Genomic DNA, 17,323 nt, shown 5'->3' with positions numbered 1-17,323 from the left:
ACGGTCTTCTCGTGCGGTGAATGTTTGGGAGGGAGGGGAGCCGGATATCAATGTTCTATTTTGCTGTGTGGTCGATCCCTGCGAAAGGTTTCGGCCACGAGATCCGTGGCGATCTGCCCGTCAGAGGACTGCGGCAGTAATTGATATTCGGTATACGAATTCATGTGAGGAAATGCGGTCAGGTCTTCTTGTGTGGCGCCGAGTGTGCGTCCACGGAAATGAAAAGAACTGACGGAGTAAGCGTCGAAAGAGGCGGCCGCGGCGCGAAATTCCGCGGCGCGGTCGAGGGCGCTCGGGCAGCGTGGCGGTGCGCGGAGGGCGGGGCCTGGAACCGGGGTCGCTCGCGACCGGGAAGCCCGTGATCAGGCCGGATGGTCGGTTGCTGCCCGTCTCGGCGCTCCGGCGCTTCCCGCCGTCCTGGGGCATGAGCGCCGTGACTCAGGTTGCTGCCGTGCCGTGCACCGGTTGTTTCAGGCCCGTATGGAGGGTCAAGTGCCGGGCCCGTTCAAGAGATTTCGCCTACTTTTCTCACTGAATTTGTGCGTGCGTCGGGTGCATCCGGCGAAGAGTTGCGGTTGACGGGCCGCGGACCACCGCATCCGCGGTGTCCGGAAGTACCCGGGTCCGGCTGCCGGCAGCCCCCGGTCCCCGGCCCCCAGTTGCCGTCTCTGGAGCGCGAAGGGGCCGGCCCACGGAACGTGTGGGCCGGCCCGGTCCCCGGACTCAGGGCCGGGGGAGTACCCCGAGTCCGGGAGCTTCTCGGTTCCTCGTGAAGAGGCGGTCTGCGCCTGGTGTGAGCGGCGGTCTCACCCCGTGGGAGCGGCCGCCGGTGTGCGTTCTTCCCCGCTCTGCTCCAGCGCGTCGTCGCCGCGCGCGGGCGAGAGCATCGGAAGGAAGGCGAGTGCCAGCACGGCCAGCGCGAGGTTGACCCCCAGGCCCCAGACGAACGAGGCCGTGGCGGCGTAGACGGTGCCGAGCAGCGCCGGCCCCAGGGCCGATCCGATCTGGATGCCGGTCTCCAGCACCCCGGAGGCGGACCCGGCGTCCCGCTTGGGCACACCGGTCAGCACGATGTTGATGAGCGGGGTCAGTCCGAGCCCCTCACCGAACCCGATGGCCGCGAACGACGCGATGATGGCGGCCTCCGGCAACTCCTCGCCGTAGTGCACCGCCGCGGTCAGGAGGGCCACGGTGCCGAGCACGTTGATCACGTATCCGATGGTCAGGACGTGGTGCCCGACCTTCGGCTGGATTCTCGGGGCCACCAGGGAGGCGATGCCGAAGAAGAGGGCCAGCGGGGTGAAGATCAGCCCTGCCTTCAGCGGGGAGAAGCCGAGGGGGCCCTGGAAGTGGAGCGAGACGAGGAAGAACAGCCCGGTGTTTCCCGCGACGAAGGTGAGGGAAAGCCCCGCCCCCGCCCGGAACTTGCGGTGCCGGAGCAGTTCGGGATCGGCCAGCGGCAGCCCGTTCCGCCTCTTGGTGCGGTTCTCCCAGCGCAGGAAGGCCCAGCCCCCGAAGACGGCGAGGACCATCAGCGCCAGCAGCGCCGGATGGCCGTGCTCACCGCCACCGAAGATCAGCGGGGCGATGACGAACAGCAGGGTCACGGTGAGCAACAGCACGCCGACGAGATCGAGCCCGGGCCGGTCCCCCTTCCGGTCCTTGGGCAGCAGTACCAGTGAGCCGACCACCGCGGCCAGGCCGAAGGGCAGGTTGATCAGGAAGACCGTCCGCCACGAAAGTCCGGCGAGGTCCATCGTGATGAGCAGGCCGCCGACGGTCTGGCCGATGATGGTCGCGATCCCGGTGACCGCGCCGAAGACGCCGAAGGCCATGGCCCGGTAGCGGCCGGAGAACTCGATCTGAATGATCGAGAGTGTCTGGGGGAGCATCAGCCCGGCCGCGACGCCCTGAAGTACACGGAACGTGATCAGGGCCGCCGGCGCCCACGCCAGTGCGCAGGCCAAGGAGGCGGCGCTGAAGGCCGTCACCCCGATGACGAAGAGCCGCCGGTAGCTGAAGAGATCACCGAGCCTGCCACCGGTCACCAGCACCAGGCCGAAAGCGAGGGTGTAGCCCGCCACGACCAGTTCCATCTCGGTGACGCCGGCGCCCAGGTCGGTGCGAATGGGCTGGAGCGCCACATTCACGATGAACAGATCGAGTTCGACGAGGAACGTCCCGGCCAGCACCACGACGAGCTGGAGCCACTGGCGCAGGGCGGGGCGGGGTTCCCCTTGCGGGGGTGCTGTGCGGTCAACCATGTCGATCGAGTCTCCTCACCCCGTGCCGGGCGATCAACAACGAACTGCGAATGAATCGATAAGCGAGGTTGATGAAACGGGTCTGACCGGTGCCGCGGTGCCGGTGGCGCCGGAACGGCCGCCGCCGACGTCTCCGGCGGCTGCCGCACCGGTACCGGCGTCTTACGGGACGAGCGAGCCGTCCAGCAGCTCTTGCGGCGTGATCTGGTCACCCGCCTCCAGCGCACGGCGTACGGCCATGTGCGCGGCCGGCTGCCCCACCGATTCCGCGCCCAGTAGACGATCGCCGCGGAAACAGAAGACGGAGAAGTCCCCGCGGTCCTGGTCCCCGCGGACCACCGTGCGGTCGTGGCCGTCCGTCAGCCCGGCGATCTGGAGTCTGGCGCCCGCCTGACGGCTCCAGAACCACGGCACCGGACGGTAGGGGCGGGCGTCGCCGGTCAGGCGTGCCGCCACGCAGCGCGCCTGGTCCGTGGCGTTCTGGACGGACTCCAGCCGAACCGGCGCCGCGGCGAAGGGAGTGGGGAAGCGCGCGCAGTCACCGATCGCCGAGATGTCCGGCGCGGAGGTGCGCAGCAGGGCGTCCACGACGACGCCGTCGCGCTCCTGAAGACCGGCCTCCTCCGCGAGGTCCGTGTTCGGCGTCACCCCCACCCCCACGAGCACGAGGTCGGCCGGCAGACGTCTGCCCGAGGAGGTCTCCACGCCCGTGACCGCACCGGACCCGAGGAACCGGGCCACCCCCTCTCCCAGTTCCAGCCGCACGCCCCGGTCCCGGTGGGCTCGTGCGAAGAACTCCGAGGTGACGGGGGTGACCGCGCGCGCCATCACCCGCTCGTGCCTCTCGATCACCGATACCTGCACGCCCAGCGCGGAGGCCGAACTGCTCACCTCCATGCCCACGAAGCCGCCGCCGACCACCACGAGCCGCTCCGCGGACGCCAACCGCTCCCGCAGTACCTCGGCTTCCGCCAGGGTACGCAGGCTCACCACCCCGGGCAGGCCGGCTCCGGGGACCGGCAGGGAGCGGTTGCGTGCACCGGTGGCGAGTACGAGGTGGTCGTAGCGCAGTTCGGTGCCGCTGCGCAGCACGACCTTGTGGGCGGACGGAAGGACGCGCACGGCCGGGTCCCCGGTGAGCACCTGCACGCAGTTCGCCGCGTAGTACTCCGGCCCGCGCAGCCGTATCGCCTCCGGGCCGATGCGGCCGGTGAGGTAGTCCTTCGAGAGGGGCGGACGCTGATAGGGCAGTGCTGCCTCGTCACCGACCAGGACGATGTTCCCCGCGAAGCCGTTGTCACGCAGCGCGGAGACGAGCTGGGCTCCTGCCAGGCCGCCCCCGACCACGACCACGGTGGCTTCGGAAGACGCGAGGTGACGGCTCGTCATATCAGCTCGCACGCTGCCGCTCCGGCAGCCGGGCCTCCATGCCGTCCAGTTCGGGCGACATGAACAGCTGGCAGCCGAGCCGACTGCCGGCGGTGCGCGGCTCGTACGTCATGTCGAGCATGACGTCCTCGTCCTCGCTCATCGCCGGAGCGGCGGCGAGGTGCGCCGAGTCGACATAGACATGGCAGGTGGCGCACATGGCGGCGCCTCCGCATTCGGCCACGATGCCCTCGACGCCGTGGGCGAGCGCGGCCTCCATGACGCTGGTGCCCTGGGCGACCTCCACCGTGCGCGTGGAGTCGTCGGGGAAGCGGTAAATGATCTTCGGCATGAGCAGGTCCTCCGTGGTGAGGCGGCGGGGTGGTGTGCCAGGGCGCGGGGGTGCCGTCACGCGCCGGGGCGGGGGGCCATGCCCGCGAACTCCCGCACGATGCGGTGGCCGGGCCCGAAGACGTCGACGGCGATCTCCCGTGCCGTCTTGCCGTCGTGCCCCAGGAGGTCCGTACGCGCGCCGGCCTCCAGGAGTACGCGCGCGCACTCCTCGTGGCCGTGCCACAGGGCGTCGTGCAGCGGGGTGTAGCCGTTCGTCGCGCCCTGGTAGTCGATGTCGGTCCCGGGGGTGCGCACCAGCAGCGCGGTGATGTCGGCATGCCCCATGTACACCGCCTTGTGCAGGGGCACCGCGCCGAAGGTCGGCTCGACGGCGTTGACGTCGGCACCCGCGGCGATCAGCGCCCGCACGATGTCCAGATGCCCGTCCCGCGCCGCGACGAGCAGCGGCGTGTGCCCGTCGTTGAATCCGTTGACGACGGGAAAGACCTCGTCGACGTCGGCATTCCGGGCCAGCAGCCGCTCCACCTCGGCCAGGTCGCCTTCGGTGACCGCACGCATCAGTGCCTGTCCCGCCTGTGCCCGCTCGTCCTTTTCGATGCGCCGGCGCATGGCGTCGGCAATGGCGAGGAGCTTTTCCTTCTCCGTCCCCTCGCTGTTGGCGCCCAGTTCGTATTCGATCCGCTCGCGCATGGAGAATCCGTAATGCGTCGCCAGGTTCACCATCGCGTTCTGTTCCAGCAGATACGCCACGATGTCGGGCCACTTGTACCAGAGGGCGTCCATCAAAGGCGTGTGCCCCGTGGTGGGGCCCACCGCGTCGATGAACGAACCCGCCTCCACCAGCAGGCGCACGGTTTCCAGATCGCCGCCCTGTACCGCCTTGTGCAGCGCGGTGGTGCCGCCGCGGCTGTCCATGGCATGGACGTCGGCACCGGCGCCCAACAGCTGGCGCACCAGGGCCGCATCCCCCTGACCTGCGGCTATCGCAAGCGCCGGCAGGCCGGTCGCCCGCTCCCGGACGTTGGGATCGGCCCCTGAATGCAGCAGCGCGGTCACCTGGTTCGCCGCGCGCCGACGTATCGCGTCGATGAGGGAGGTGTGCATCACGAGTGTCCTTTCGCGTAATCGGGATGAGTGGACCACCGGCCGAATGCCCGGCGGCTCCCGGAAACCAGAAACCGGAAACCGGTAAATCGGGAACCGGAAGGCCGAAGCCCGCGGCATTCCCCGGGCCGTCCTGGTGTTCAGTCAACCGATGCCGCGGCGCCGGCGGCAAGTAACACCGCCCGCATGCTGCCGACTTGGCAGACTTGACGAAATGCCATGGTCCGGCAGCCGGCGGGGTGGCGCTCCGGCATGCCGACAAGAATCCGCGCCGACGCCGAGCGGGCAAAGTCGAGTTGCCGTAGTGGGCGAAGCGGCGCCGATTTCATTGAACGCCGCAAGGCGCGGCTGCTCCACTGAACGTGCCACAAGTCCCGGAAAGCACCATGCAGCAGCAAAGGCGGGGCGATGACCGAACAACGAAATGGGTGAGCCTTGTGCAGAGTGATTTCGGACAGCGCGCCGTCGTGCTCGGCGCGGGTATCGGGGGCCTCTTCGCGGCGCGGGTACTCGCGGACGAGTTCGCGGAGGTCGTGCTCGTCGACCGTGACCGGGTGCAGGGAGTGGGGACACCGCGGCGTGGGGTCCCCCAAGGACAGCACTCGCACGCCCTCCAGGCCCGTGGCCTGCGTATCGCGGAAGACCTGTTCCCCGGCCTCACCGACGGACTGGTCGCGGACGGCGCAGGCATCGGGGACGTCCTGGAGAACGTCTCATGGATCGTCAACGGCAAGCAGCTGAGCCGCCCCGCGTCGCGGCTCACCGCGGTGACCGCGAGCCGCCCCTTCCTGGAGCGGCACGTCCGCGAGAGGGTCGGTGAACTGCCCAACGTCACCTTCCGCGAAGGGACCAACGTGCTCGGCCTGGAGACCACTCCGGACCGTACCCGGGTCACCGGAGTGCGGATCTCTTCCGGTGACGGCCGGGGCGAGGAGGAGACCTTGACGGCCGCGGTGGTCGTCGACGCCACCGGGCGGGCCTCCCGCACCCCCGCCTGGCTCCAGGAGCTGGGTTACCCGCAGGTGGACGAGGAACGCCTGAACATCGGGCTCGGCTACACCAGCCAGCACTTCCGGCTATCCGGCCGGCTCCCGGACGGCACCATCGCCGTCAACGACGTGGCCTCCCGGGAACTGCCGCGCGGCGCGGCTCTCGGCCGCATCGACGGGGACCGGATCATCGTCACCGGATACGGCATCCTCGGCGACCACCCGCCCACCGAGCCCGCGGGGTTCCTGCGCTTCATCCGCTCGCTCTCCAAGCCGGACATCCACGATGTGATCAAGGACGCCGAGCCGCTGGACGAGCCGGTGCGCTACCTGTTCCCGACCAGCCTCCGGCGCTACTACGAGCGCATGCCGCAGTTCCCCGACGGGCTGCTGGTCCTCGGGGACGCCGTGTGCAGCTTCAACCCGGTGTACGCCCAGGGGATGACGGTCGCCGCGCTGAGCGCCCTGGTGCTGCGCCGGCACCTGCGCTCCCCGGAGCCGCTGCGGCCGTCGGCGTACTTCCGGGACGTCGCCAGGGAAGTGATCGACGGTACCTGGGGCCTGATGACCGTCTCCGATCTGCGCTTCCCCGGGGTGCAGGGGCGGCGCACCGTACGGACCCGGCTGCTCCAGGCGTACGCGCGGCGCGTGCAGGCCGCGGCCACCACGGACGGCGAGGTGGCCGGCGCCTATATGCGCGTCGTGGGCCTGCTGGAGCGCCCCGGCGCTCTGCACCGGCCGCGCATCGTCCTGCGGGTGCTGCGGCACGCCCTGGGGCTGCGGGCGTCCTGCTGATGGCGCACGTCGGCAAGGCGTCGTGACGGAACGGCCGTAGTGACGAAACGGCCGTCGGGGCGGCGGGCAGGTGATTCCCGCTGCGCCGGCCCCGACGGCCACCGTCTGCGAACCCGGCGGCCCGGCACGGCTCGGACGCCGGCACCGGCCGAGGCCCCCGGCACCGCCCGGGCGGCCCCGGCCGTTCCGGGCTCAGCCGGAGCCGACGGCGTCCTTCGCCGGTGCGCTGCCGGAGCGCGACGCGCTGCCCGAGCCTGACGCCCTGCCCGCGCGCGATGGGCTGCCCGAGCCCGACGCGATGTCCGACCGCGGCACGGTGTCCGGGGGCGACGCGCTGTCCGACCGCGACGCGGGGGACTGCCGGTCCCGCCGGCGCGCGTACTGTGCGGCCATCGCGAGGAACGACTCCACGGCGGGCCTGCGGTCCGACTTCCGCCGTACCAGGACGACGTCGGCGGGCGGCAGGTCACGGATCGGGACGAACGCTACGTCCGGGCGGGCGTAGAACTCCGCGGTGGACCGGACCATCGGCGCGACACCTTGCCCCGCGGCCACCAGCGAGAGCACCTCGTGCACCGTGGCCACCGGATGGCCACGGTGGATCGGCTTGCCCGAGGGGGTGTACGGCGGGGACTGCGCGTCCCACCAGTACCGCGGCGCGTTGCCGGCGGCGGAGAAGACCTGCTCGCCCGCGAGCTGCTCGACCGAGAGGGACTCCTGGGAGGCCAGCGGGTGCCCGAGCGGGACCGCGAGCGTGCGCGGCTCCGTGGACATCGTCGGGCCGACCTCCAGGTCGTCCTCCTCGACCGGCAGCCAGTGGCTGAGCACATCGACCTCTTCCCGCCGCAACGGACCGAGCGGGTCGGAAAGGTGCACCTCCCGCAGGACCGCCTCGCAGTGCGGGTAGCGCGCGCGGAACAGCCGGACCACCTCGGGCACCACCATCGTCGCGCACAGGAAGCCCACCCGGAGGCTGCCGTCGACGCGGCGTGCGCGCGTCCGTGCCTCGCCCAGCGCGTCGTGCATCTCGTGGAAGGCGGGGGCGATCCGCTCCCGCAGCGACGCGCCCAGCTCGGTGAGCCGCACGGCACGCGTCGTACGCTCGAACAGATACCCGCCGACCCGCCGTTCCAGCGAGCGGGTCAGCTGGCTCACGCGTGCCTGCGAGATCATCATCCGCTGCGCGGTCCGGCCGAAGTGCAGCTCCTCCGCCAGGTTGAGGAAGCACTCGATCTCCCGGTAGTCCATCGTCCCTCCCACCCCAACTGATGGCCGTTCGGCTCCGCAACGGTCCGCCGGCGCCACGGTACGTCACGCTGCGGCGTACGCGTACCGGCTCCACGGTCTCGTGATCGTGTCCAGGCGTGCAACCGCACCCCGTCTCCCCGCGCACACCGGGAACACGACGTGCGCGCCTCCGAACCGCTCGCGGCCGTACGGAGATCCCCGTCCCGATGTCGGTGGAGGGTGATTCACTGGGCCCATGGAGTTCGCCATCTCGACGTTCGTGACCGATGAGGGAATCCGGCCCGACACGCTGGGCCGGGCGCTGGAAGAGCGCCGGTTCGACGCGGTCTTCCTCGCTGAGCACTCGCACATCCCGGTGGGCAGCAGGGCGCTGGACGGCACCCCGCTGGACCGCCGGTTCCACCGCACCCTGGACCCGTTCCTCGCGCTGACCGCGATGGCGTCCGCGACGTCGCGATTACTGCTGGGCACGGGCATCGCGCTGCTGGTGCAGCGGGACACCCTGCACACCGCCAAGGAGGTCGCCACCCTCGACCTGCTCTCCGACGGCCGGGTGCTCCTGGGGGTCGGGACCGGCTGGAACCGGCAGGAGATGCAGAACCACGGGACCGACCCCACGACGCGCGGCGCGCTGCTCGACGAGCAGATCGAAGCCCTGCGGGCCCTGTGGACGCAGGACGAGGCCGAGTACCACGGCAAGCACCTCGACTTCGACCCGGTGTACATGTGGCCGAAACCCGTGCAGCGACCGCACCCGCCGATCTACATCGGCGGCCACAGCCCAGCGGCCCGCGCCCGGTTCCTCGCCCACGGCGACGGCTGGATGCCACTCGACGTGACCCCTGAAGACGTGCGGGAGGTGCGGGCCGAACTCGCCCGGCGCGGCCGGGACAACGCGACGATCACCGTCCCGGGCCATGACGTCGAGACCCTGCCCGCCTTCGCCGAAGCGGGGGCGGACCGGGCCATGTTCGCGCTGGACACCATGGCGGAGAGCGACACCCTGCGCCGTCTCGACGAGCTGGCGGAGGTGGCCGAACGCCATCGGTGATGACCGGGGAAAGCGGCTGGCGCCGGGCAGCAGCGCTTGCCCGGCACCAGCCGCCGAAGAGGCGCGCACTCGGCGCTTACGCGGCTCCGGCCTCGCCCGGCAGCGGCGGTAGTTCCTCCACGAAGGCCACGGCCGGCTCCAGACCGGCCTGGAGCAGCGCTTCGCGGATCACCGGCCGGGCCCCGTCGACGAGCACGTCGGCCTGGGCGGACAGGCGCTGCTGTGCCAGGGCGAGACAGCGCACACCGGCCGGCGTGATCGAGGTGAGGTCCCGCGCGCGCACCACCAGCCGCTGGGGGCTGTGCGCCACCGCCCGGTCGACGAGTGTGCGGAGCACGGGAACGGACTGGTCCGTCGCCGCCCCCACCAGGGTCAGCAGGACGGTGCCACCCGAAAATCCCAGGTAGGCCTCGAACGTCATCGGTCATTCCTTCCGGTGGGGAGAGCGGTGAGCACCACGACGGCGTGGTCGGCCACGGATACGGAACCGGCGGGTTCCAGGGGCGTCTCCTCGCCCGGTGGCTGGGCGCCCACGCCGTCGGCTGCGCTGTCGGCGAAGACGTGCCAGCGTGTCCCCGCGGGTGCGGGCGGTGGCTGGACCGTCATCGGGTGATCGTGGGAGTTCGCCGCGAGATAGACGGCGTCAGCCTCTCCCTGCGGCGTCCGCTCGTACAGCAAGGCGCACAGGAGCAGGGAGTGGGCGGACCAGTCCGGCTCCCCGGGGCGCCGGCCGTGCCAGCTCACCGGCGGGTGTTCCCAGCCGGCGGGAGTCTGGTCCGCCGGGAACCAGGCGCGCCGCAGCAGCGGATGCGCACGGCGGAAGGCCAGGCACCGGCGGACGAAGGAGAACAGTTCTTCCTCGCGCTCGCGCAGCCCCCAGTCCACCCAATTCCACGCGGTGTCCTGGCAGTAGGCGTTGTTGTTCCCCCGCTGGGTCCTGCCGAATTCGTCTCCCGCGGGGAACATCGGCACCCCTTGGCTCAGGAGCAGCAGCAGGAAGGCGTTGCGCGCCTGGCGCCGCCGCAGCTGCCGTACGAGGGGATCGGCGCTGGGACCTTCGGCCCCGCAGTTCCAGCTGTCGTTGTCCGGGATGCCGTCCGTCCCGCCCTCGCCGTTGGCCTCGTTGTGCGGCTGCCCGTAGGAGGCCCAGTCGGCGAGGGTGAAACCGTCGTGGCAGGTCACATAGTTCACCGAGGCGGCGGGGCCGCGGTCCGGGTACAGGTCGGGGGACCCGGTCAGGCGTTTGGCCAGGTCGGCCGTGGTGCCCGGCCGGCCGGTGAGGAACCGGCGCACAGTGTCCCGGAACCTTCCGTTCCACTCCATCCAGCGGCCGAAGGCGGGAAAGGCGCCGACCAGGTCGGCACCGGTGGCGTCGGTCGCCTCGGCGATCAGCTTGCAGTCGGCGAGGACCGGGTCCTCCGCGATGGCCTCCAGCAGGTACGGGCGGTCCTGCAAGGCGCCCTCCCGGCCGCGCGCCAGGATCGGGGCCATGTCGAAGCGGAAGCCGTCGACGTGGAACTCGTGGGCCCAGTACCGCAGGCTGTCCAGGATCAGCGAACCGGTGCGCGGATGGCCGCCGTTGACGGTGTTCCCGGTCGCCGTCAGGTTCAGATAGCTCCCGTCGGCCGCCCGCAGGTAGAAGGCGTCCTCGTCCAGACTGCGGAAGCCCAGCGCCGGCCCGGCCGGGCCGCCCTCACCGGTGTGGTTGAAGACCACGTCCAGCAGGACTTCGATCCCGGCCCGGTGCAGCGCCTGCACGAGTTGCTTCAGTTCCCGGGCCGCGTCCGCCGGTGCGGCGGCGTAACCGGCCTTGGGAGCGAAGAAGCTCACGGGGTTGTACCCCCAGTAGTTCAGCAGGGGCGCGCCGGTGTCCGGCGAACGGAACGTGTTGTCCGTCTCGTCGAATTCGAAGACCGGCAGCAGCTCCACGCAGTTGATGCCCAGCTCCCGCAGATAGGGGATCTTTTCCTGGAGGGCGGCGTAGGTACCGGGCGCGTGGACGCCCGCGCTGGGGTGCCGGGTGAAGCCGCGTACGTGAGCCTCGTAGACGACCAGGTCCTGCGGCGCGATGCCGGGCCGCCGGTCCTCGCCCCAGGCGAACTCCTCGGACGCGGCGGACGGCAGGGCGGAACGGTACCGCGGGCGCTCGCCCCAGCGGTCCGCGCCCGCCAGCCGCCGGGCGTACGGATCGACCGTGACGATTTCCCCCTCCTGCTCACCGTCGCGCAGAAGCCGGTAGCCGTACTGCGCCTGTGCGGGGTCCACGCCGTGCACCGTCATCGTGAACACCGCTCCGGTGCGGTAGGCCTGCGGGAAAGGGATCTCCCACTCCACTCCCTCCACCGACAGCAGCAGGTGCACGGCGTCGGCCCGCGGGGCGGAGACGGCGAAGCGGATGCCGCCCGGCACCGGGTGCGCGCCGAGCGGCGCCGCGGCGCCGGGCCCCACCCGCAAGCCGCCGCGTACGGGTACGGGGGCCCTCATCGGGGACTCTCCTGCGCGGGAACGAGGCGTACCCGTACGGTCAGCCGCTCATCGCCGGCCGGCAGGGCCACGGTGAGGGCCGCGGGGTCGAAATCGTGGTGCGGCAGGCCGTTGACGAGGACCTGGTCCAGCCGGACCCGGCCGGGCGGCAGCAGGTCGGGGGCCACGCGCAGCACCTTCTGCGGGTACTCCGCCTGCCGGTGGGGACGGAACCACAGCTCCACGGGCTCCTGCTGATTGAGCAGCCGGGTGTACACCTCGGCGAGGAAGCAGAGTTCGGCCTTGTGATACATGCTCATGGCATGGCTTCCCTTGAGGCGCTCGTTCCCCCGGAGGTAGGGGACGCCCTGGGCGGTGACGGTGAAGTAGACGCCTCCCTCGTCGTGGTCGAGGAAGAACGCGTTGTAGAACGCGGCCGCTTCGCGTGCCTGCTCCAGGAAACCGGCGTCGCCGGAGTGCCCCGCCAGGATCAGGTAGGCCAGGATCGCCTGCTCCTGCTGCCACCAGGCCTTGTGGTCGTGCCAGACGAAGGCGTGGCGCCCGCGCTCGTCGGGACGGCGTTGCAGGAGGTCGTACCAGCCGCCGCGTTGCCGGTCGCGTCCGACGTCGGGCAGCTGCCGGCCCAGCCGGTGCGCCAGCTCCCGGTACTGCGGTTTGGGCCGCAGGTTGTGCATGCGGGTCAGGTTCCAGGCGATCTTCAGGTTGTGGCCGACGACCGCGCGGTCCTGCTGCCAGCCCCAGGTGCGGTCCGGGCTCCAGTCGCCGTGGAAGCGCTCCTGGACGAACGGTCCGCCGGCCTCCGGCATATGCGTGGTGATCATGTCGAAGGTGTGCTCCAGCATGCGGGCATAGCGTTCCTCACCCGTCGCCAGATACAGGTTGATCAGGTAGGCGGGGGCGTGGTCGCCGATGGAGTTCCAGTTCTTGCGGGAGCGGTTTCCGCCCAGCGCCGGATCGTGCGGGCTCAGGCTCACCGGGTCGAGGTGGGAGTAGTAGCCGCCCAGCTGCGGGTCGGCGAAGTGGCGCTCGAAGAGCCGTACGGTGCCTTCGATGTCCCGCAGCAGCTGCGGATCGCCGGTGACCCGGTAGGTCTGGGTCAGCCCGACCAGGGCGTAGATCTGCTCGTAGGCGGGGATGGCCCGGTGGTCGTCGCCGAACTCGGAGCTGAACAGCTTGCGTTCGCGGGTCCCCGACCGGTCCACGCCGTGGTACCAGTACAGCACCCCGGAATCCGGGTCGTGGAAGCGCAGGTGGTCGTGCAGGTACTGCGAGCCGCGCTCGGCCACCTCCAGGAAGTCCTCGTCGCCGGTCAGCATGAAGGCGGTGGCCATGCCGTAGACCAGGCGTGAGATGGTGTCCGTCTCCTGGACGGCAAGGCCGGCCTTCTCGCCGCTGGCCAGGAGGTCCGTACGGTAGTGGCGGAAGTCGACCGGCCCGGAGCCGAATTGCGCGTTCCGGTAGAACCGCGCCAGTTGCCGCAGCTGCTCCACCCACCAGCCGGGGCTCTCGAAGGCGAACGCCTGCTCGCCCGTACCCGCCACCACGAGGTGCCCGGCCTGGAAGAAGAAGTCGCCTCCGGGCTCGGCGTAGACCGGGCCGTGGCTGAACAGGAACCGGCCCGGGCGCAGCACCTCGTGCAGCCGTCCCGTGACGTCCTCGTACGGCGTCCCGAGGTTGCGCAGCAGTTCCGCGGAGGTGGTGTCGGTCAGGTGCAGGGTGAGCGGGCGGCCGTCGACGCACCGCAGGCGGACCCAGTCGCTGCCGAGCTCCACCACGGTGCCGGCGACCGTGTCCGAGAAGGAGAAGCCCGCGCCCAGGGGACCGGCCGCGGGGCCGATGTTCGTCGCGTCCGGGGACCTGGCCATCAGAGCGCGGCCTCCCGGGGCACGGACAGCATGCCGATGACCGTACGGGCCAGCAGGTGGCACTCCTCCACGGTGCGGGTGGTGACCAGGTCGCGGTCGGTGACCATGTCCGCGTCGAGGTACTCCGCGCCCATGTTCCGCACATCGCCGATCAGGTTGTTGTGGCAGGTGACGGTACGGCCGGCCAGCAGCCCGGGGGCGGGCGTGGCCAGCAGCAGCCCGTGGCAGGAGAAGGCTTTGACCAGGCCGGGCAGCCTGAAGGCACGGCGCAGGACCGAGACGGCGGGGGCCTCCTCATGGGCGTGCTCGCTGTACCGCAGCCGGTCCGCGACCATCCCGGACGGCACGATCAGCGCGTCGAGGCGGGCCAGTTCCGCTATGTCCAGCTGCTCCAGGTCGCCGTCGACCACCAGGGGGGCTCGCTGCTCATGACCGGTGAAGGTGAGGGCGGAGTTGCCCCACAACCGGGTGAACAGGGTGACCTCGGCGCCCTCCTCGGTGAAGCGCCTGCGGTAGTAGGCGATCTCCTCCTCCACGAAGTCGCTTTCCATGAGGATGCCGATGCGTTTGCCGGGCAACTGGGGCGTCGGCGCAGGTGTGGTCATCGCTGTAGCTCCTTGTCGGTGATATGAAGTGGCGGCGTTGTGTGCCGGTAGGGCTCAGGCCGCCCGTGCGGCAGGGGCCCCCGCGTCCGCGGGCGGCCACTCGTGCACACTCAGCAGCCGCACCCGTGGCCCGTTCTCCTGCTGCACCAGGGACCAGAACTCGGTGAATGCGCGGCGCCGCGCGGACGACGCGCCCCGCGAGCCGTCGGGCCGTCCCTCCCAGACCGCTTCGACCTCCGCGTCCGCGTGCAGTGGCGAGCGCAGGCGGACGGACACGTTCTCGACCGTCAGGCGCTCACCCGTGTAACGGCCGCGGCGCGCCGCGTACCAGGTACGGAAGTCCTCCGGCGTGCGCAGGGTGTGCTGGGGCAGGTGCACCACCAGGCCGCGGTCGGCCAGGTACGGAACGAAGTGCTCGCTGTCGCGGCCGTCGGCCAGGGCCGCGTGCCACGCGGCGATGACCCGGCGCACCGCCCCCTCGGACAGGGGGTTTCCGAAGCGCGTTGCCATGGCTGTGCTGTCTCCTCGGGGTAAGGACGCGGTCACTCGATCACCAGGTCGACGAGGAAGGGGCCGGGATGGGCCCACATGGCCGCCACCGCCTCGTCGATGTCTTCGGTACGGGCGACCCGGCGGCCCGCGACGCCGAGCGCCGCGGCCAGTTCGGTGAACCGGATGGCCGGGTCGGAGAGGTCGAAGGCCCGCGGCGCCGCGTGCGGGGGCATCCCCAACTGCCGCCAGTACTGCTCGATGTTGTGGTCCAGCAGCCGGTAGCGGCCGTTGTTGCACACCACGAACTTGGCGTCGAGGCCGTGGCGGGCCGCGGTCCACAGCGCCTGGAAGGTGTACATGCTGGCGCCGTCCCCGGAGAACCCGACCACCGGCAGCTCCGGGCGGGCCAGTTTGACGCCCATGGCACCGGGGATGCCCACGCCGAGAGATCCGCCCCGGGTCTGGAAGAAACGGCCGGGCGTACGCGGCGGCAGATACCGGGCCAGGGGAGCCCCGGCGGTCAGAGCCTCGTCGAAGACCACCAGATCATCCGGCGCCCGCTCCGCCAGGCGCCGCACGAAGCCGTCCAGCACCGGGTCCTGCGCGGCGGGCGCCGCCGGCCGGCCGTCGGCGGTGGACGCGGGCGGCGCGGTGGCCGCCCGGTGCGGTCGTCGCCGCTCCAGCTCCGCCCGGATGCCCGCCAGCGTCAGCTGCGGATCGGCGGCGAGCCCCAGGTCCACGGGGAAGTTCTTCGCGATCTCGTAGGTGTCCAGATCGACGTGGACGATGCGGGCGTCGTCGCGGAAGGGACTGTGCAGGGAGGGGAACACCTCGGGGAAGACGTACGTCCCCACGATCAGCACCCGGTCGGCCGTTGCCACCACGCGCTCGCTGTCGGTGCCGAACATGTGGCCCAGCTGCCCCGCGTACAGCGGGTGGGTGGTGTCGAAGTTGACCTCCGAGGAGTTCACCCCCCACACCGGCGCCCCCAGCATCTCGGCCACCGCGCGCAGCTCCTCCTGCGCACCGCTGGCCGCGACGCCGTCGCCCATCAGGATCAGCGGTTCCGCTCCACCGAGCAGCAGGTGGGCGGCCTGTGCCGTCAGGGCCGGCTCGGGTGCGGTACGGGTCGCGGGCAGCGGGGTCGGCAGCGCCGGTTCGGTGGTGACCTGGTCCAGCACGTCCGCGGGCAGCACCACCACCGCCGGGCCCCGGGGCGGGGTCATGGCGATCTTGATGGCGCGCCGCAGCACGCGCAGCACCGACGAGGGGTCCACCACCCGCGTCGCGTACTTGGTGACCGGCTCGGCCATGCCCACCAGGTCCGCGGCCATCTGGGCGTCCATCGCGTCGTAGCGCACCCCGGCCTCGCCGACCAGGACGACCAGCGGCGAGTGCCCGCGCAGCGCCTGGTAGAGCATGCCGATGCCGTTGCCCAGGCCGACCCCGCTGTGGAGCTGGACCAGGGCCGGCCGCTGCGCGGCGCGGGCGTACCCGTCCGCCATCCCGACCGCGACGCTTTCGTGCAGCGCGAGAACATAGTCGGTGGCCGCGTTTTCCCCGGCATCCAGGAAACCCTGTTCCACCGTTCCCGGATTGCCGAACATGTAGCGGATGTCATCGACCGCGAACTGCTCGAATATCGCGGCCTTCCCTGGCCTTGCTCGCATCATGGGCTCCTAGCGTCCGGGTATTACCAGCCGTACCGGCGCAGACCGTTTTCCAGTGCCTGCACCAGGAGTTCGCCGGCGAGTATGGAATCGGGGGTCGAGCGCGCGGTGATGAACGGATAGTCGACGATCACCGAGGTTTCCTTTCCGACATTGCCGTGGAAGCCCCCTTCGGGCCCGGTGGCATCCCGCAGGATGTACTCCAGCGGGTACGGGGGCGGGCCCATGTTGAAGTCCACGCCGACAAAGCCGGTGCCGTCCTTGTAGTCGTACTCCTTGGGGTGACCGGTGACATGCCGGCCCGCCAGCAGACTGGCGCGGGATTCCCAGTCCCGGGCGAAGGCCAGCGCGGCCACGCCGTAGCACTCCGCGAGGACGGGCTTGTCGGCCGCGACGAATCCCAGCAGCAGTTCGTGCAGCCGCTCGTTGTTCGCCAGGTCCACGATCGGGCCGCTGCCGCCCACGATCACCAGGGCGTCGAAACTGCTCACCAGGTCCGTGACGGCGGTGTCCAGGTTCCGGTGGTACTCCTCCAGGTCCCGCAGGTGGTTGATGGAGCTGAAGTAGGGCCTCTCCGGAATGAGGTCGGCCAGGCTCAGCGGGTGGTTCAGGCGGTCGGACTCGTCCAGGCTCCGGGCGCGCCGGGCCATGTCGCGGGTGGTCACCGAACGGCCCAGGGGCGGGTCGACGTAGTGGGGGTCGAGGCTCGGCGGCAGCGCCTGCGGGCGCTTCCCGGTGGGGGTGGCGAAGGTCGTGCGGTAGCCGCGGGCGTCGAACGCCTCCACCGGACCGACGAGTTCCTCGCCCCAATAGCCGAACTCGGAAAGGATGACAAGAATGCGCTTGCTCACCAGTGCTCCTTGATGGGGATCAACGGGTCGACCGCTGCCGCCTTCTGCCCCGACGGCATCGGCCGGCAACAGCACCGAGTGAACGGCACCCGCCACCCGGCGGCAATGCGTTCCGGCGCCCGGGCCGTGACTCCACCGACTTGACTAAATCCACCCGGCCGCCGTGCCGCATCGACCTGACGT

At 70.9% G+C, this 17,323-nt stretch carries 14 protein-coding genes; 2 read left to right on the top strand and 12 right to left on the bottom strand.

Translation table 11 applies throughout. From position 1 onward, the window contains the following. Positions 1-806: 806 nt before the first annotated feature. The 4 genes from ACH4FX_RS04365 to ACH4FX_RS04350 all read right to left on the bottom strand — a co-directional run bounded on the left by ACH4FX_RS04365 (position 807) and on the right by ACH4FX_RS04350 (position 5,090). Positions 807-2,264 (bottom strand): MFS transporter, encoded by a 1,458-nt coding sequence (locus ACH4FX_RS04365; protein WP_398475003.1) that lies wholly within the window; start codon positions 2,262-2,264, stop codon positions 807-809. 162 nt (positions 2,265-2,426) lie between these two features. Further along, a complete protein-coding gene (locus ACH4FX_RS04360; RefSeq protein WP_398475001.1) occupies positions 2,427-3,653 on the bottom strand; it encodes an NAD(P)/FAD-dependent oxidoreductase in 1,227 nt (408 codons plus the stop codon). A gap of 1 nt (position 3,654) precedes the next feature. After that, entirely contained in the window at positions 3,655-3,984 is a 330-nt protein-coding gene (locus ACH4FX_RS04355) for a 2Fe-2S iron-sulfur cluster-binding protein (protein WP_398474999.1), read from the bottom strand. Positions 3,985-4,040: 56 nt separating this feature from the next. Continuing rightward, positions 4,041-5,090, bottom strand: a complete 1,050-nt coding sequence (locus ACH4FX_RS04350; RefSeq protein ID WP_398474998.1) for an ankyrin repeat domain-containing protein — start codon at positions 5,088-5,090, stop codon at positions 4,041-4,043. A gap of 428 nt (positions 5,091-5,518) precedes the next feature. On the opposite strand from ACH4FX_RS04350, the gene ACH4FX_RS04345 reads away from it, so the two are divergent. Beyond that, positions 5,519-6,874, top strand: a complete 1,356-nt coding sequence (locus tag ACH4FX_RS04345; protein WP_398474997.1) for an FAD-dependent oxidoreductase — start codon at positions 5,519-5,521, stop codon at positions 6,872-6,874. A 192-nt stretch (positions 6,875-7,066) separates the two neighbouring features. Here ACH4FX_RS04345 and ACH4FX_RS04340 read toward each other — a convergent pair whose 3' ends face one another. Then, a complete protein-coding gene (locus ACH4FX_RS04340; RefSeq protein WP_398474995.1) occupies positions 7,067-8,122 on the bottom strand; it encodes a LysR family transcriptional regulator in 1,056 nt (351 codons plus the stop codon). Positions 8,123-8,357: 235 nt separating this feature from the next. On the opposite strand from ACH4FX_RS04340, the gene ACH4FX_RS04335 reads away from it, so the two are divergent. Beyond that, positions 8,358-9,173 (top strand): LLM class F420-dependent oxidoreductase, encoded by an 816-nt coding sequence (locus ACH4FX_RS04335; RefSeq protein ID WP_398474993.1) that lies wholly within the window; start codon positions 8,358-8,360, stop codon positions 9,171-9,173. Positions 9,174-9,249: 76 nt separating this feature from the next. Here the strand turns inward: ACH4FX_RS04335 and ACH4FX_RS04330 are convergent, their stop codons facing one another. The 7 genes from ACH4FX_RS04330 to ACH4FX_RS04300 are packed head-to-tail and all read right to left on the bottom strand — an operon-like array spanning position 9,250 to position 17,140. After that, positions 9,250-9,594 carry an STAS domain-containing protein gene (locus ACH4FX_RS04330; protein WP_398474991.1) on the bottom strand — a complete coding sequence of 115 codons (345 nt, stop codon included), beginning with the start codon at positions 9,592-9,594 and terminating at the stop codon, positions 9,250-9,252. Continuing rightward, positions 9,591-11,657, bottom strand: a complete 2,067-nt coding sequence (locus tag ACH4FX_RS04325; RefSeq protein WP_398474990.1) for a glycogen debranching protein — start codon at positions 11,655-11,657, stop codon at positions 9,591-9,593. The genes ACH4FX_RS04330 and ACH4FX_RS04325 overlap by 4 nt, the downstream gene beginning before the upstream one ends. Continuing rightward, complete coding sequence (locus ACH4FX_RS04320) at positions 11,654-13,522, bottom strand: AGE family epimerase/isomerase (RefSeq protein ID WP_398474988.1); 1,869 nt, start codon at positions 13,520-13,522, stop codon at positions 11,654-11,656. The genes ACH4FX_RS04325 and ACH4FX_RS04320 overlap by 4 nt, the downstream gene beginning before the upstream one ends. Further along, positions 13,522-14,127, bottom strand: coding sequence for a DJ-1/PfpI family protein (locus ACH4FX_RS04315; RefSeq protein WP_398474986.1), 606 nt, complete (start codon positions 14,125-14,127; stop codon positions 13,522-13,524). The genes ACH4FX_RS04320 and ACH4FX_RS04315 overlap by 1 nt, the downstream gene beginning before the upstream one ends. A gap of 54 nt (positions 14,128-14,181) precedes the next feature. Further along, the gene (locus ACH4FX_RS04310) at positions 14,182-14,637 is read right to left on the bottom strand and encodes a hypothetical protein (protein ID WP_398474984.1); all 456 of its coding nucleotides are present in this window, start codon (positions 14,635-14,637) and stop codon (positions 14,182-14,184) included. Positions 14,638-14,669: 32 nt separating this feature from the next. Continuing rightward, positions 14,670-16,289 carry a thiamine pyrophosphate-binding protein gene (locus tag ACH4FX_RS04305; RefSeq protein ID WP_398474982.1) on the bottom strand — a complete coding sequence of 540 codons (1,620 nt, stop codon included), beginning with the start codon at positions 16,287-16,289 and terminating at the stop codon, positions 14,670-14,672. A 23-nt stretch (positions 16,290-16,312) separates the two neighbouring features. After that, on the bottom strand, positions 16,313-17,140 hold the full coding sequence (locus ACH4FX_RS04300; protein ID WP_398474980.1) for a type 1 glutamine amidotransferase domain-containing protein: 828 nt from the start codon (positions 17,138-17,140) through the stop codon (positions 16,313-16,315). Positions 17,141-17,323 lie beyond the last annotated feature (183 nt).

It is taken from the genome of Streptomyces sp. NPDC018019, assembly GCF_044327805.1.
In the GTDB taxonomy this organism is placed as follows: Bacteria; Actinomycetota; Actinomycetes; order Streptomycetales; family Streptomycetaceae; genus Streptomyces.
This window is presented reverse-complemented; position numbering and strand designations above follow the sequence as displayed.

Bases quoted from the DNA above. Each gene is read 5' to 3' on its own strand.
- ACH4FX_RS04320 (WP_398474988.1), bottom strand. From the start codon at position 13,522: ATGGCCAGGTCCCCGGACGCGACGAACATCGGCCCCGCGGCCGGTCCC.
- ACH4FX_RS04325 (WP_398474990.1), bottom strand. From the start codon at position 11,657: ATGAGGGCCCCCGTACCCGTACGCGGCGGCTTGCGGGTGGGGCCCGGC.
- ACH4FX_RS04310 (WP_398474984.1), bottom strand. From the start codon at position 14,637: ATGGCAACGCGCTTCGGAAACCCCCTGTCCGAGGGGGCGGTGCGCCGG.
- ACH4FX_RS04355 (WP_398474999.1), bottom strand. From the start codon at position 3,984: ATGCCGAAGATCATTTACCGCTTCCCCGACGACTCCACGCGCACGGTG.
- ACH4FX_RS04330 (WP_398474991.1), bottom strand. From the start codon at position 9,594: ATGACGTTCGAGGCCTACCTGGGATTTTCGGGTGGCACCGTCCTGCTG.
- ACH4FX_RS04315 (WP_398474986.1), bottom strand. From the start codon at position 14,127: ATGACCACACCTGCGCCGACGCCCCAGTTGCCCGGCAAACGCATCGGC.
- ACH4FX_RS04360 (WP_398475001.1), bottom strand. From the start codon at position 3,653: ATGACGAGCCGTCACCTCGCGTCTTCCGAAGCCACCGTGGTCGTGGTC.
- ACH4FX_RS04365 (WP_398475003.1), bottom strand. From the start codon at position 2,264: ATGGTTGACCGCACAGCACCCCCGCAAGGGGAACCCCGCCCCGCCCTG.
- ACH4FX_RS04340 (WP_398474995.1), bottom strand. From the start codon at position 8,122: ATGGACTACCGGGAGATCGAGTGCTTCCTCAACCTGGCGGAGGAGCTG.
- ACH4FX_RS04305 (WP_398474982.1), bottom strand. From the start codon at position 16,289: ATGCGAGCAAGGCCAGGGAAGGCCGCGATATTCGAGCAGTTCGCGGTC.
- ACH4FX_RS04350 (WP_398474998.1), bottom strand. From the start codon at position 5,090: ATGCACACCTCCCTCATCGACGCGATACGTCGGCGCGCGGCGAACCAG.
- ACH4FX_RS04335 (WP_398474993.1), top strand. From the start codon at position 8,358: ATGGAGTTCGCCATCTCGACGTTCGTGACCGATGAGGGAATCCGGCCC.